Genomic DNA, 14,556 nt, shown 5'->3' with positions numbered 1-14,556 from the left:
ATTAGAGTAAGGTTTGCAAGCTCCTTATAAATATGATAGAATAATAGTGAATAAAATGAAAAAAGAGGTATGTGAAATGTCACGTAAACCATTTATCGCTGGTAACTGGAAAATGAACAAAAATCCAGAAGAAGCAAAAGCATTCGTTGAAGCCGTTGCATCAAAACTTCCTTCATCAGACCTTGTTGAAGCAGGTATCGCAGCTCCTGCAGTTGATTTAACAGCTGTTCTCGCCGCTGCTAAAGGTTCAAACCTTAAAGTTGCTGCTCAAAACTGCTACTTTGAAAATGCAGGTGCTTTCACTGGTGAAACTAGCCCACAAGTTTTGAAAGAAATCGGTACTGACTACGTTGTTATCGGTCACTCAGAACGTCGTGACTACTTCCATGAAACTGACGAAGATATCAACAAAAAAGCAAAAGCAATCTTTGCAAACGGCATGCTTCCAATCATCTGTTGTGGTGAGTCACTTGAAACTTACGAAGCTGGTAAAGCTGCTGAATTCGTAGGTGCTCAAGTATCTGCTGCATTGGCTGGATTGACAGCTGAACAAGTTGCTGCATCAGTTATCGCTTATGAGCCAATCTGGGCTATCGGTACTGGTAAATCAGCTTCACAAGATGATGCACAAAAAATGTGTAAAGTTGTTCGTGACGTTGTAGCTGCTGACTTTGGTCAAGAAGTTGCTGACAAAGTTCGTGTTCAATACGGTGGTTCTGTTAAACCTGAAAACGTTGCTTCATACATGGCTTGCCCAGACGTTGACGGTGCCCTTGTTGGCGGTGCGTCACTTGAAGCTGAAAGCTTTTTGGCATTGCTTGACTTTGTAAAATAATCTCAGTTATTTCAGACAGTCTTCTAAGACTGTCTTTTTTTTTAAAGACTGTATATTTTTCTTAAATTATCAGTCTATTACAACTTTTTTAATATGGGTTAATTTTCTTGCTTTTGTCTACTAGGTGTAGTATACTGAGGTAGTAATCAATAAATATGGTTACAAAAATAATATTATGAGGTGAAAAAAATGATTGAATTGAAAAAAGATGCATTAAAAGACGTAACAACATTATCTAAGACAGCGCCAGTAGCATTGGTAAAAACAAAGGAAGTATTGAACCAAGCAGTAGCGGACTTGTATGTGGCTCACATTGCCCTTCACCAAGTACACTGGTATATGCGTGGTCGTGGTTTCCTCGTATGGCATCCAAAAATGGATGAATACATGGACAGCCTTGATGGCTATCTTGACGAAATCAGCGAACGTTTGATCACCCTTGGTGGCAAACCTTATTCAACTTTGACAGAATTCCTTCAACACAGTGAAATCGAAGAAGAAGAAGGAGAATTCCGTAACGTTGAAGAAAGCTTGGAACGTGTTTTAGCGATTTACCGCTACCTCATCGCTCTTTTCCAAAAAGCTTTGGATGTGACAGATGAAGAAGGCGATGATGTTACAAACGATATCTTTGTTGGTGCTAAGGCTGAACTTGAGAAAACAGTTTGGATGCTTGCAGCAGAACTTGGACAAGCTCCTGGTTTGTAAAATATAGTTGCTACCCCTTTTATCATGAGGCGCTGGATAAGTGCCCATGACCAATCATCTTTTAAAAGTCATGTAACTGTAAACAGTTGCATGATTTTTTTGTCTGCTGGACTTAGGACACATTGTCAAAAGTAGGATTTTACGGTATAATAGTTGCTGTTCAATAACATATGAATTTTAAAGAATAATTGTTAGTTTTAGGAGGACTTATGAACAACTTACCAAATTGCCCAAAATGCAATTCAGAATATGTCTACGAAGACGGAAGTCTCTTAGTCTGCCCAGAGTGTGCCTATGAGTGGAATCCTGCAGAAGTTGCAGAAGTAGAAGAAGGTGTTGTTGCTATCGATGCCAATGGAAATAAATTGGCTGACGGCGATACTGTAACCCTTATCAAGGACTTGAAAGTAAAAGGTGCGCCAAAGGATTTGAAACAAGGAACTCGCGTTAAAAATATCCGTATCGTAGAAGGTGACCACAACATCGACTGTAAGATTGATGGTTTTGGAGCCATGAAACTCAAGTCAGAATTTGTTAAGAAAATCTAGCCATGAAACTGAATTATAAATTTATCTTTTATAGTCGTGTGCTCTTGTTCTTAGCGGCATTTACAGGAGTTTATTTGGAGATTACCAAGCACGGTGGCTTTGGTATGCTCCTTTACTACACAGTGTTGTCCAATCTTTTGGTAACGATTTTCACGGGCTATCTGCTCCGTGTGATGAGCCGTTCAGGTGAAAATTGGCAAAGTCCGACCTTGCTTCGTCTCAAGGGTGGTGTTACCATGAGTATCATGATTACCTGTGTAATTTATCATTTTATGCTTGCTCCGATCGCGACAGACTTTTACCGTGTGGAAAATTTCCTTTGCCACTATATCGTTCCACTCTGGTTTTTAGCAGACACCCTCTTCTTCGATAAACGGGGTCAATACAAGATCTGGGATCCAGTCTTGTGGACCATCTTGCCCTTGGTTTATATGATTTTTGCCTTGTTTAACGGCCTGGTCTTAAAACTCAATATTCCGAATTCCAAGGACAATCCCTTCCCTTATTTCTTTTTAAATGTGAACAAGGGTTGGGACGTGGTTATCAAATGGTGTTTGATCATTTTTGCGGCGTATATGGTTGCAGGCTTCATCTTCTATCTGATCAAGCAAATCAAGCGAAAATAGTCTTCCTATTAGGAAAGTTAGGACGGAGTCTCTAGTTCAATCGGGCTCCTTCTTTTCTTGCCATCTTCCTTTTAAAAGAATCAACAGTGAGAAATATATAGAAAGAAAATTCATGAAACAATATTTAGAACGGGCTAGTATTTTGGCCCTCTCCCTCGTTTTGATTACCTCCTTCTCCATCTCAAGTGCTCTGCCAGCCATGTTTGACTACTATCAAGGCTACCCCAAAGAACAAATCGAGCTCCTGGTCAGTCTTCCTTCTTTTGGAATCATGATTATGCTGGTTTTAAATGGGTTTTTGGAGCGGTTATTTCCTGAGCGTCTTCAGATTAGTCTGGGCCTTCTCATCCTTTCTATCGGTGGAACAGCCCCTTTCTGGTATCAGGATTACAACTTTGTCTTTGCGATGCGGATTTTATTTGGCTTGGGTGTTGGAATGATCAATGCCAAGGCCATTTCTATCATCAGCGAACGCTATCATGGAAAGACACGGATCCAGATGCTGGGTCTCCGTGGATCAGCAGAAGTTGTCGGGGCGTCGATTTTGACTCTAGTGGTAGGTCAACTCTTATCCTTGGGATGGACAGTGACCTTCTTGGCCTACAGTGCGGGATTTTTAGTATTGATTCTTTATCTGCTCTTTGTCCCTTATGGGAAAGAAAAGAAAGAAACAAAGAAAAAAGAGGCCGAAACGACTCGTTTGACAGGACAGATGAAAGGCTTAATTTTTCTATTGGCTGTCGAAGCAGCAGTTGTTGTCTGCACCAACACAGCTATCACTATTCGTATCCCTAGTCTGATGGTGGAAAGAGGTCTAGGGGATGCCCAGTTATCGAGCTTGGTTTTAAGTATCATGCAGTTGATTGGTATCTTGGCAGGTGTGAGTTTTTCTTTCTTTATCTCTCTGTTTAAAGAAAGATTACTCCTTTGGTCAGGTATCACCTTTGGATTGGGACAGATTGTGATAGCTTTGTCTCCATCATTGGGTGTGATGGTAGTTGGAAGTATTGTGGCAGGTTTTGCCTACAGCGTAGCCTTGACCACTGTCTTTCAGCTTCTTTCTGAAAGAATCCCAGCCAAGCTCCTTAATCAGGCAACATCTTTTGCAGTGCTAGGATGTAGCTTTGGAGCCTTCACGACACCTTTCATTCTTGGAGCGATTGGTTTGGTGACTCAAAACGGTATGTTGGTCTTCACCATTCTAGGCTGCTGGTTGATTGTCACTTCTATCTTTGTTATGTACGCACTTCAAAAGAGAGCTTAGGATTGGTTTCCTAAGTTTTTCTTTTTGGGAATTTTGTACCCAGACAATTATTGGTTTTTAAACTTGTTTACACTTTTATTTCCTGATAAAATAGAAGTTATGACAAGATATAAAGCAACTATTTCTTATGATGGTTATGCCTTTGCTGGTTTTCAGCGCCAGCCTCATGCGCGGAGCGTTCAAGAGGAAATCGAAAAAACCTTAACGAGACTCAATAAGGGGCAAGCCATCACTGTTCACGGTGCTGGTAGGACGGATAGTGGGGTCCATGCTCTGGGACAGGTTATTCATTTTGATCTGCCCTATCAGATGGATGAGGAAAAACTCCGTTTTGCTCTGGATACCCAGTCACCAGAAGATATCGATGTGATTTCGATTGAGATTGTGGCGGATGATTTTCATTGCCGTTATGCCAAGCACAGCAAGACCTATGAGTTTATCGTGGATAGAGGACGTCCCAAAAATCCTATGCGTCGTCACTACGCTACTCACTTTCCCTATCCCCTCGATGTGGAGCGGATGCAGGAGGCTGTCAAGAAATTAGAAGGAACCCACGATTTTACCGGTTTTACAGCATCTGGAACCAGTGTAGAGGACAAGGTTCGTACCATTACAGAAGCCAGTCTTAGTGTTGATGAGACAGGGCAGTTTTTGACCTTTACCTTTTCAGGAAATGGTTTCTTGTATAAGCAGATTCGCAATATGGTGGGGACGCTGCTCAAAATCGGAAATAATCGAATGCCAGTTGAGCAGATTGACTTGATTTTGGAGAAGAAGGACAGGCAACTTGCAGGTCCAACGGCGGCACCAAATGGCTTGTATTTAAAGGAGATTCGTTATGAAGAATAATCGTATTTTAGCCCTTTCTGGGAATGATATTTTTAGTGGTGGTGGTTTGTCAGCTGATTTGGCCACCTATACCTTAAACGGCTTGCATGGCTTTGTAGCTGTCACTTGTTTGACGGCCTTGACCGAAAAGGGCTTTGAAGTCTTCCCTACGGATGATACTATTTTCCAACATGAGTTGAATAGCTTACGTGATGTCGAGTTTGCAGGGATTAAGATTGGCCTTCTTCCTACTGTCAGTGTGGCTGAGAAGGCCTTGGACTTTATCAAGCAACGTCCAGGAGTGCCTGTGGTATTGGACCCCGTTTTGGTCTGCAAGGAAACGCACGACGTGGCTGTTAGTGAGCTCTGCCAAGAGTTGATTCGTTTTTTCCCTCATGTCAGTGTGATTACGCCAAATCTTCCTGAAGCAGAATTGTTAGCTGATCAGGAAATTAAAACATTGGAAGACATGAAGGCTGCAGCTCAGAAATTGCATGATTTAGGAGCGCCAGCAGTTATTATTAAGGGAGGCAATCGCCTCAGTCAGGACAAGGCCGTAGATGTCTTTTATGATGGACAAACTTTCACTGTTCTAGAAAACCCAGTCATTCAAGGCCAAAATGCGGGTGCAGGATGTACCTTTGCCTCAAGCATCGCCAGTCACTTGGTTAAAGGGGATGAACTTTTACCAGCAGTAGAGAGCTCGAAAGCTTTCGTTTACCGTGCCATTGCACAAGCAGATCAATATGGAGTAAGACAATATGAAGCAAACAAAAACAACTAAAATCGCCCTTGTATCCCTCTTAACCGCTCTTTCTGTGGTTCTAGGTTATTACTTGAAAATTGGAACGGCAACAGGAATATTGACTCTCTTGGATGCAGGTATTTTCTTTACTGCCTTTTACTTTGGCAGTAAAGAAGGGGCCGTCGTTGGAGGACTAGCAGCTTTTCTGCTTGACCTTTTATCAGGCTTTCCACAGTGGATGCTCTTTAGCTTGGTAAACCATGGCTTGCAAGGATTTTTTGCAGGTTTTAAAGGGAAATGGCAATGGTTGGGCTTAGTCTTAGCTACTATCGTCATGGTAAGTGGCTACGCTCTGGGCTCAACTCTAATGAATGGCTGGTCAGCAGCCTTGCCAGAAATCCTTCCAAACTTCCTACAAAATACCTTGGGGATGGTTGTGGGATTTGTAGTCTTTCAGAGCGTCAAGAAGATAAAATAAAAAAGTCAGCTTCAATAGCTGACTTTTTGCTTGTCTATATTTAATCAAAATAAAGCAAATCTTTGCTGGTACTTGTAAAGAGATCAAAGCCATCCTTAGTGACAACACCGCAATCTTCGATACGGACCCCGACTTTACCAGGGATATAGATACCTGGTTCAACAGAGAAGCACATGCCTTCTTCGATGACCATGTCGTTTCCTTCCATGATAGAAGGGAATTCGTGAACATCCATACCGATACCGTGACCGAGACGGTGGTTGAAGTACTCACCATAACCAGCTTTTTCAATGACTTCACGGGCAGCGCGGTCCACTTCATGTGCAGTCACACCTGGCTTGATAAAGTCAAGAGCAGCTTGTTGGGCTTCCATAGTCAAGTTGTAAATATCCTTCTTGAATTGATCTGGTTTACCGACAGCGACAGTACGAGTCATATCTGATGCGTAGCCATTGACCATGACACCGAGGTCAAAGAGGAGAAGGGCGTCTTTTTCGACCTTGTTTGCACCAGGAATTCCGTGCGGATTTGCAGCGTTATCGCCAGTCAAGACCATGGTATCAAAGCTCATTTCATAGCCTTCACGTTTCATGGCAAAGTCGATTTGGGCAATGATGTCTGTCTCAGTCTTATCAAGAGAAATATTGTCAAAACCAACTTTTACAGCCTTATCAGCATAGATACCTGCAACCATCATTTTTTGCACTTCATCAGCTGATTTGATGAGGCGCATGCGTTGGATGCGAGGAGTGAGGTTTTCAAACTCAGCAGTCTCAAAGACTGTTTTCAAACCATGGTATTTGGTCAAGATGAGGTTGTCAAACTCAACAGCGACACGTTTGAAGTCGTGCTGAGGCAAAGCATTTTTGATTTTTTGCCATGGATTTTCAGAATCCACATAGCCTACAACTGGGAAAGAGACAGTGCTGCTTGCACGCTCAATCTCAAGGGCTGGGACAAAGAGGAGAGGTTCCTGATCCACTAGAACAAAGAGGAACATTTGGCGTTCATGGGGATCACTGTAAAAGCCAGTGAGGTAATTAATAGTGACGGGGTCAGATACGACAGCGACGTCTAGTTTTTCTGATTCAAGATATGTTACGATTTGTTGTAATTTAGACATATGCTACCTTCTTTCTACCCCTCTATTTTGGCAAAAAAAGAGAGAAAATGCAAGGGAGAAGGGTAAAAGAACAGGCAAAAAGAACTCCGACAAGATAGGGGAGTTCTTTTACCTAGTTTTCCTTAGTTTAAGAAAAGTCAGCCTTGCTTTTGACGTCGCTGTATTCTTCAGAGATTTCTTGACTGAGGATGTCCTCATAGGCAGGGAGTTGGATATCCTGACCGTATTTCTTTTTAAGGGCAGTAGTGACCAGGCGATAAGCCAGATTGGCATTACGAGAGAGGATAGGTCCGTGGAAGTAGGAACCAAAGACATTCTTATAATGAACCCCCTCGCCGACCTTTTCCTCGTTGTTTCCGTTTCCATAGACCACCTGTCCCAGCGGTTTTTGGTCATCTGAGAGGAAGGTACGTCCCTGATGATTTTCAAAGCCATAGTAGGTTTCATCAAAATCTTCATTGTGAATTTTGATGTCACCGATAAAGCGGTTATTGGCTTGGTTGAGGGTGTAGTGGCCCATGACACCGAGCCCTTCGATACGTTTCCCTGAAGCTTCAACATAATATTGGCCCAGTAGTTGGAAACCACCGCAGATGGCTAGAACCACTCCGTCGTTTTGGATGTAGTTGTCAATGCTCTCTTTCTTGGCAGGTAGATCGCCTGCGATGATACTTTGCTCAAAATCTTGACCACCACCGAAAAAGGCGATATCGTAGTGATTCTCGTCAAAATCATCATGAAGAGAAACGATGTCAACCGTCACATGGGCCCCTAGTTTTTCAGCCACATACTTGAGCATGAGGATGTTTCCATTATCCCCGTAGGTATTCATAAGGTTTCCATAGAGGTGGGCAATGTTGAGCTGATAAGGGTAGTTGCCAGCTTTTGAGGAAAGTGAAGTATAAACCATCAGTTCATCTCCTTTCTAACAATCTGACGACTAGCCAGCAGTTCACGGAATTCCAGCATAGCAGTGTAAGTCGCAAGGATATAAGCATGTTTGCAGTCTTGGTTCTCGATGGTTTTGAGAACTTGCTCCAGATTGCTTGTCTCAGTGATTTTATCAGCTGGATAGCCCGTCACTCGTAGACGGCGTGCAATTTCAGAATGACGAACACCACCAGCGTTGATTTCAGGAATGTCCATATCAGTAATTTGCTCAAAATCAGCATCCCAGATCCAGCTAGTATCAATCCCATCAGCATAGTTGGCGTTGAGAAGGACAGAAAGGCTAAATGGATAAGGCGCTAGTTTAATCATCTCGATAGCTTGAGTTGCACCGACTGGATTCTTAATCAAGACGAGAGTACATTCCTTGTCGCCGATATGGAAGGTTTCCTGGCGTCCAAAGACAGCACGGCTCTTGTCAAATCCTTGCTTGATCCGTTGCGAATCTGCACCGAGGAAACGGGCAATAGCAACCGCAGCAAGGGCATTGTAGATATTATAGAGTCCACCGATTTGGATGCCGTATTCCTGACCGTCGATGACAAAGCGAGAGCGATTGTTGGTCAACTCAACCAATTCTGTCAGACGGTAGTCCAAGTCAGGACGTTTGCAACCACAATTTTCACAGATATAGGCACCCAAGTTGGCATAGGTATTGTGCTCATATTTGAGAATGCCTTGACAGTCAGGACAGAGGATTCCTTCGGTATTGTAGTGAGCTAGTTTGGCTGGTCCTTTTTCCAAGTCAAAACCAAAATACTGAACTGGATTTGGAATAGCTGGCTTGTAGAAAAGTGGACTGTCACCATTGAGGAGAACAGTAGCCGTAGGCACCTTACGAATGGCATCCAAAATCATGTTATAAGTTGTGTAAATTTCACCGTAGCGGTCCATCTGGTCACGGAAAATATTAGTGATGACAAAAAGACTAGGATGGATGTAGTCGCAGATACGAGAAAGACTGGCTTCGTCGATTTCGAGGACGGCAATGTTTTTCCCAGTTTTAGAAGATTTGGCTGTTAGGAAGGTTGTTGTAATCCCTGTAATCATATTGGCACCACTAGGATTGGTCAGAACCCGACCATAGACCTCTTTTAAAATGCCGACAGTGAGGGCAGTTGTCAGGGTTTTGCCATTGGTTCCAGTGACCACGACAATCTCGTAGTTCTTAGCTAAATTTTGTAGAATATCTTTATCAAATTGAAGGGCGAGTTTTCCTGGGAGCGTACTTCCACGGCCAAGACGGCTCAAGATGAAGTGAGAAGAGCGCCCAGCTAGAAGGCCCAAAGTAGTTTTTAATTTCATGTTTCTATTATATCATAAAAGAGGGAAAAGACAGATTTGATACTCAATGAAAATCAAAGAGCAAACTAGGAAGCTAGCCGCAGGTTGCTCAAAGTACTGCTTTGAGGTTGTAGATAGAACTGACGAAGTCAGTAACATATATACGGCAAGGTGAAGCTGACGTAGTTTGAAGAGATTTTTGAAGAGTATGAGATTTCGCAGAAACAAAAACAGCCCGACGAGGGCTGTTAGCTAACAAATCAGTCTCAACTTAAATCGCAAACAAGTCATTCAAGTTCTCAGCCAAGGTTGGGTGAGTGAAGATTTGTTTTGTGAAGTAAGTGTAAGGAATCTTGTTGTCCATGGCAACAGTGATAATGTTGATGATTTCTTGAGAACCTTCTGAGAAGATGCTTGCTCCAAGAATTTCTTTTGTTTCAGTGTTGACAACTGCTTTGAAGGCTCCGCGAAGGTCTCCGTTTACGTGACCACGAGGCATGGCAGCAACAGGGATTTCCTTCACTGCGTATGGAAGTTTCAAATCAGCTGCTTGGCTTTCCGTCAAACCAACTTGTGAAAGTGCAGGTGTGATGAACATGGTGTTTGGCACATTGAGACGGTCTTCAAGAGTGTAGCTGCCATCTCCAGCAAGGTAGCTGTAGACAACACGGAAGTCATCAAGTGAGATGTAGGTAAATTGAGGACCACCGTTGACGTCTCCAACTGCGAAGACACCAGGAACGTTTGTTTGACAATGTTTGTCTACTTTAATAGCACCACGTTCAGTTAGTTCAATATCTGTATTTTCAAGTTGAAGTGGTTCTACGTTTGGTTTACGTCCAGTTGCGTAGAGAAGGGCATCGAAACGGTAAGTTTCGTTTTCAGTTACGACAAGGACTTGGTCACCGTCGTTTTTGATTTCAGTAGTACGGATGTTTTGAAGCAATTCAATACCGTCTTCTTCCATGTATTGTTTAGCAAGAGCTGCGATGGAAGGTTCTGCACGAGGTAGGAAAGTATCCAAGGCATCTAGGACTGTAACTTTGCTTCCAAGTTTGTTGTAAAGACCTGCAAATTCAAGACCGATATTTCCGCCACCAAGGACACCAAGTTTTGCTGGCAATTTGTCTAAGTTTTGGATACCTGTTGAGTCAAAGACGTTTTTACTTGTAGCAAGTCCAGGGATTGGCAAGACGTTTGAAACGGCACCAGTGTTGATAACGATAGTTTCAGCAGTCAGTTCTTGTTTTTCATCACCAGCTTGGATTTCGATGACTTTGTTTGAAAGGAAGTGAGCTTCCGCATCAAAGATATCCACACCTGTACCCGCAACAGTCGCATAGTTTTTACCGTTGAGGCGACTAGTGATAGTATTTTTGGTAGCAATGACTTCTTCAAAAGACAAGTCCTTCTCAGCAGCAACTAGCAAGGTTTTAGTTGGAATACATCCGATGTTGATACAAGTTCCACCGTACATAGCTTTGCTACGTTCAACGAGGGCAACTTTTTTGCCAGCTGAAGCCAATTTACCAGCTAGTGTTTTCCCAGCTTTACCAAATCCAATAACGATTAAATCATAAGTTAACATTTATAGTCCTCCTATTCGCATTTCATTCTAGCACAAGAAAAAAACTTTTGCACAATTCTGCTACGGGAAATGAAGTGAGCTTGAAATGGTCCCTTCAAATCCTTTGAAGAAGAAGTTTCAGGCCACTTTACTGTTAAAAAATCGTTTACATGATTTTCCTAAAGGATTCTACTATCTTTTGCTTCCCTCTTGTGTTATACTAGATAGGTTGCAAAGAAACTAGTACTTTTCTTTCGTGGAAAAGAAGCAACACGGTATCTCTTTTTGTAGAAGATACGTCATGAAAAGAAAAGTATAAACTAAAGCCCTATAGGGTGGCTTCGCACCACCTTTAGAAAGAAGAAAAACGTGAAATTTAATGAATTTAACTTGTCTGCTGAATTGCTAGCAGAGATTGAAAAAGCTGGATTTGTAGAAGCCAGTCCCATCCAAGAACAGACCATTCCCTTGGCTCTCGAAGGAAAAGACGTTATCGGTCAAGCTCAGACTGGTACAGGGAAAACCGCAGCCTTTGGATTGCCAACCCTTGAAAAAATCCGTACAGAAGAAGCGACCATCCAAGCCTTGGTTATCGCTCCAACTCGTGAACTCGCTGTCCAAAGCCAAGAAGAACTCTTCCGCTTTGGCCGTAGCAAAGGAGTGAAAGTTCGCTCAGTTTACGGTGGTTCCAGCATTGAAAAACAAATCAAAGCTCTTAAATCTGGTGCTCACATCGTGGTAGGAACACCAGGCCGTCTCTTGGACTTGATTAAACGCAAGGCCTTGAAATTACAAGACATTGAAACCCTCATCCTTGATGAAGCGGATGAAATGCTCAACATGGGCTTCCTTGAAGATATCGAAGCCATCATTTCCCGTGTCCCTGAAAATCGTCAAACCTTGCTCTTTTCAGCAACCATGCCAGATGCTATCAAACGTATTGGTGTTCAGTTTATGAAAGACCCTGAGCATGTCAAGATTGCTGCCAAGGAATTGACAACAGAGCTAGTGGATCAGTACTATATCCGTGTCAAGGAACAAGAAAAATTTGATACTATGACACGTCTTATGGATGTGGAACAACCTGAGCTTGCTATTGTATTTGGTCGTACCAAACGCCGTGTAGATGAATTGACTCGTGGTCTTAAAATCCGTGGCTTCCGTGCTGAAGGAATTCATGGTGATTTGGACCAAAATAAACGTCTTCGTGTCCTTCGTGATTTTAAAAATGGGAATCTTGATGTACTTGTTGCGACAGACGTAGCAGCACGTGGTTTGGATATCTCAGGTGTGACCCATGTCTACAACTACGATATTCCACAAGACCCTGAAAGTTATGTTCACCGTATCGGACGTACAGGTCGTGCTGGTAAGTCAGGTCAATCTATTACTTTCGTAGCACCAAATGAAATGGGCTACCTTCAAATCATCGAAAACCTGACTAAGAAACGCATGAAAGGCTTGAAACCAGCGACAGCAGAAGAAGCATTCCAAGCTAAGAAACAAGTAGCGCTCAAGAAAATCGAACGAGACTTCGCAGACGAAGCCATTCGTGGGAACTTTGAGAAATTTGCTAAAGATGCTCGTAAGTTAGCTGCCGAATTTAGTCCAGAAGAATTGGCTATGTATATCTTGAGTCTGACAGTCCAAGATCCAGACAGCCTTCCTGAAGTGGAGATTGCGCGTGAAAAACCACTGCCATTTAAACCATCAGGTAATGGATTCGGTGGCAAAGGTAAGGGAGGTCGTGGAGGCCGTCATGGAGACGACCGTCTAGACCGTGATCGCCGTGGTGGTCGCCGTGATGATTTCAAAAAAGGCAGTCGTGGAAATGATCGTTTTGATAAAGACAGACGTTACCGTAATAAAGACAATAAAAAACCTCGCAACACTTCAAGCGAAAAGAAAACAGGCTTTGTTATTCGTAACAAAGGAGACAAATAGAAAAAAGCGATTCACACTGTGAATCGCTTTTATATATAAGGAGACCAATAGTAAAAGAAGATGGTGATAGTAAAGGATAGGTGAAACGGAAAGGGATTTATCATGTCATCTTCTTATAATGTTATAATATCAAAAATAAAATAGGATGTCAATAAAAAACCTCGCTTTTTTCTAAAATATTTTTGCTGTTCAAAATTGCAATTAAATAAGCAATTTTCAGATAATTATTGAAATAAAGACTTTTCTATGTTATAATGGAAGCGATTATATGCGAGGTAAAAAATGGCACATTTATTAGAAAAAACAAGAAAAATCACGTCTATTCTAAAGCGCTCTGAGGAGCAACTCCAAGATGAACTTCCTTACAATGCGATCACACGCCAGTTAGCTGATATTATTGACTGTAACGCTTGTATTGTGAATAACAAGGGACGTCTCTTGGGCTACTTTATGCGTTATAAGACCAATAATGACCGTGTAGAACAATTCTTCCAAACCAAAACCTTCCCTGACGTCTATGTACAAGGGGCAAACATGATTTATGACACGGAAGCCAATCTTCCTGTTGAACATGATTTGACCATTTTCCCTGTAGAGAGCCGTGCGGACTTTCCAGATGGTTTGACGACCATCGCTCCGATTCATGTATCAGGGATTCGTCTAGGTTCCTTGATTATTTGGCGCAATGACAAGAAATTTGAAGATGAAGATTTGATTCTTGTCGAGATTGCGAGCACGGTGGTAGGAATTCAACTGTTGAACTTCCAACGTGAAGAAGATGAGAAGAATATTCGCCGTCGTACGGCTGTTACCATGGCGGTCAACACCCTTTCCTATTCAGAACTTCGTGCCGTATCGGCTATTTTAGCTGAGCTGGATGGAAATGAAGGGCAGCTGACTGCGTCTGTTATTGCAGACCGTATTGGCATTACACGTTCAGTGATTGTCAATGCGCTTCGTAAATTGGAGTCTGCGGGAATTATTGAGAGTCGCTCATTAGGAATGAAGGGGACTTATCTCAAAGTTCTAATTGGTGATATTTTTGAGGAAGTGAAAAAGAGGGACTACTAATGGCAAAAGCTTTAATCTCGATTGACTATACAGAGGATTTCGTAGCAGATCATGGAAAGCTAACTGCTGGAGCACCTGCTCAAGCAATATCAAAAGCCATTGATCAGGTAACCAGACTGGCTTTTGAACGTGGGGATTATGTCTTTTTCACCATTGATGCTCATGAGGAGAAGGATACATTCCACCCAGAAAGCAAGCTCTTTCCACCACACAACATCATCGGAACTAGCGGTCGTAACCTTTATGGCCCCCTAGCTGACTTTTATGCTGAGCATGAGGCGGATAGTCGTGTCTTTTGGATGGACAAACGTCACTATTCAGCATTTTCAGGAACGGACTTAGATATCCGTTTGCGAGAACGTCGGGTCGATACTGTTATCTTAACAGGTGTTTTGACGGATATTTGCGTCCTTCATACGGCTATTGATGCCTATAATTTAGGTTATCAAATCGAGATTGTCAAGCCTGCGGTTGCCTCTATCTGGCCAGAAAATCATCAGTTTGCTCTTGGACATTTTAAAAACACTCTGGGAGCAAAATTGCTAGATGAAAATCTGTCTGAAATTAAAGAATGATTCCCTTGGAAA

15 protein-coding genes are annotated in these 14,556 nt (G+C 42.4%); 11 read left to right on the top strand and 4 right to left on the bottom strand.

From position 1 onward, the window contains the following. The first annotated feature begins 76 nt into the window (after positions 1 to 76). The 8 genes from tpiA (at position 77) to D8844_RS01425 (ending at position 6,032) form a co-directional block, all read left to right on the top strand. Entirely contained in the window at positions 77 to 835 is a 759-nt protein-coding gene (tpiA, locus tag D8844_RS01460; RefSeq protein WP_000087899.1) for a triose-phosphate isomerase, read from the top strand. Between the two features lie 189 nt (positions 836 to 1,024). Then, positions 1,025 to 1,543, top strand: coding sequence for a Dps family protein (locus D8844_RS01455; RefSeq protein WP_125421323.1), 519 nt, complete (start codon positions 1,025 to 1,027; stop codon positions 1,541 to 1,543). Between the two features lie 209 nt (positions 1,544 to 1,752). Next, positions 1,753 to 2,091: a zinc ribbon domain-containing protein YjdM gene (locus D8844_RS01450; protein WP_001061600.1), complete on the top strand. Its 339-nt coding sequence runs from the start codon at positions 1,753 to 1,755 to the stop codon at positions 2,089 to 2,091. Positions 2,092 to 2,093: 2 nt separating this feature from the next. After that, positions 2,094 to 2,717, top strand: coding sequence for a Pr6Pr family membrane protein (locus D8844_RS01445; RefSeq protein ID WP_000775204.1), 624 nt, complete (start codon positions 2,094 to 2,096; stop codon positions 2,715 to 2,717). Between the two features lie 112 nt (positions 2,718 to 2,829). After that, positions 2,830 to 3,981, top strand: a complete 1,152-nt coding sequence (locus tag D8844_RS01440; protein WP_125421320.1) for an MFS transporter — start codon at positions 2,830 to 2,832, stop codon at positions 3,979 to 3,981. A 99-nt stretch (positions 3,982 to 4,080) separates the two neighbouring features. After that, positions 4,081 to 4,830, top strand: a complete 750-nt coding sequence (truA, locus tag D8844_RS01435; RefSeq protein ID WP_125421317.1) for a tRNA pseudouridine(38-40) synthase TruA — start codon at positions 4,081 to 4,083, stop codon at positions 4,828 to 4,830. Then, positions 4,820 to 5,593 carry a bifunctional hydroxymethylpyrimidine kinase/phosphomethylpyrimidine kinase gene (locus tag D8844_RS01430; protein ID WP_125421314.1) on the top strand — a complete coding sequence of 258 codons (774 nt, stop codon included), beginning with the start codon at positions 4,820 to 4,822 and terminating at the stop codon, positions 5,591 to 5,593. The genes truA and D8844_RS01430 overlap by 11 nt, the downstream gene beginning before the upstream one ends. After that, complete coding sequence (locus D8844_RS01425) at positions 5,571 to 6,032, top strand: ECF transporter S component (protein WP_125421311.1); 462 nt, start codon at positions 5,571 to 5,573, stop codon at positions 6,030 to 6,032. Before D8844_RS01430 ends, D8844_RS01425 begins: the two co-directional genes overlap by 23 nt. A 40-nt stretch (positions 6,033 to 6,072) precedes the next feature. Here D8844_RS01425 and D8844_RS01420 read toward each other — a convergent pair whose 3' ends face one another. The 4 genes from D8844_RS01420 to D8844_RS01405 all read right to left on the bottom strand — a co-directional run bounded on the left by D8844_RS01420 (position 6,073) and on the right by D8844_RS01405 (position 10,975). Then, entirely contained in the window at positions 6,073 to 7,155 is a 1,083-nt protein-coding gene (locus D8844_RS01420; RefSeq protein ID WP_125421308.1) for a M24 family metallopeptidase, read from the bottom strand. 127 nt (positions 7,156 to 7,282) lie between these two features. Next, entirely contained in the window at positions 7,283 to 8,065 is a 783-nt protein-coding gene (gene gatD / locus D8844_RS01415; RefSeq protein ID WP_125421305.1) for a lipid II isoglutaminyl synthase subunit GatD, read from the bottom strand. Beyond that, positions 8,065 to 9,408, bottom strand: coding sequence for a lipid II isoglutaminyl synthase subunit MurT (murT, locus tag D8844_RS01410; RefSeq protein ID WP_125421302.1), 1,344 nt, complete (start codon positions 9,406 to 9,408; stop codon positions 8,065 to 8,067). The genes gatD and murT overlap by 1 nt, the downstream gene beginning before the upstream one ends. Positions 9,409 to 9,658: 250 nt before the next feature. Beyond that, positions 9,659 to 10,975 (bottom strand): FAD-containing oxidoreductase, encoded by a 1,317-nt coding sequence (locus tag D8844_RS01405; protein WP_125421299.1) that lies wholly within the window; start codon positions 10,973 to 10,975, stop codon positions 9,659 to 9,661. Between the two features lie 348 nt (positions 10,976 to 11,323). Between D8844_RS01405 and cshA the strand changes: the two genes are divergently transcribed. From cshA to D8844_RS01390, 3 genes are all read left to right on the top strand, one after another. Then, complete coding sequence (cshA, locus tag D8844_RS01400; protein ID WP_125421296.1) at positions 11,324 to 12,898, top strand: degradosome RNA helicase CshA; 1,575 nt, start codon at positions 11,324 to 11,326, stop codon at positions 12,896 to 12,898. A gap of 282 nt (positions 12,899 to 13,180) precedes the next feature. Continuing rightward, on the top strand, positions 13,181 to 13,969 hold the full coding sequence (gene codY / locus D8844_RS01395; protein WP_000940724.1) for a GTP-sensing pleiotropic transcriptional regulator CodY: 789 nt from the start codon (positions 13,181 to 13,183) through the stop codon (positions 13,967 to 13,969). Beyond that, positions 13,969 to 14,544 (top strand): cysteine hydrolase family protein, encoded by a 576-nt coding sequence (locus tag D8844_RS01390; RefSeq protein ID WP_125421293.1) that lies wholly within the window; start codon positions 13,969 to 13,971, stop codon positions 14,542 to 14,544. The genes codY and D8844_RS01390 overlap by 1 nt, the downstream gene beginning before the upstream one ends. Positions 14,545 to 14,556: the final 12 nt, after the last annotated feature.

The sequence above is a fragment of the Streptococcus oralis genome (genome assembly GCF_003942875.1).
In the GTDB taxonomy this organism is placed as follows: domain Bacteria; phylum Bacillota; class Bacilli; order Lactobacillales; family Streptococcaceae; genus Streptococcus; species Streptococcus oralis_BX.
Note: the sequence above shows the minus strand (reverse complement) of the source record. Positions and strands in the feature narration are given on the sequence as shown.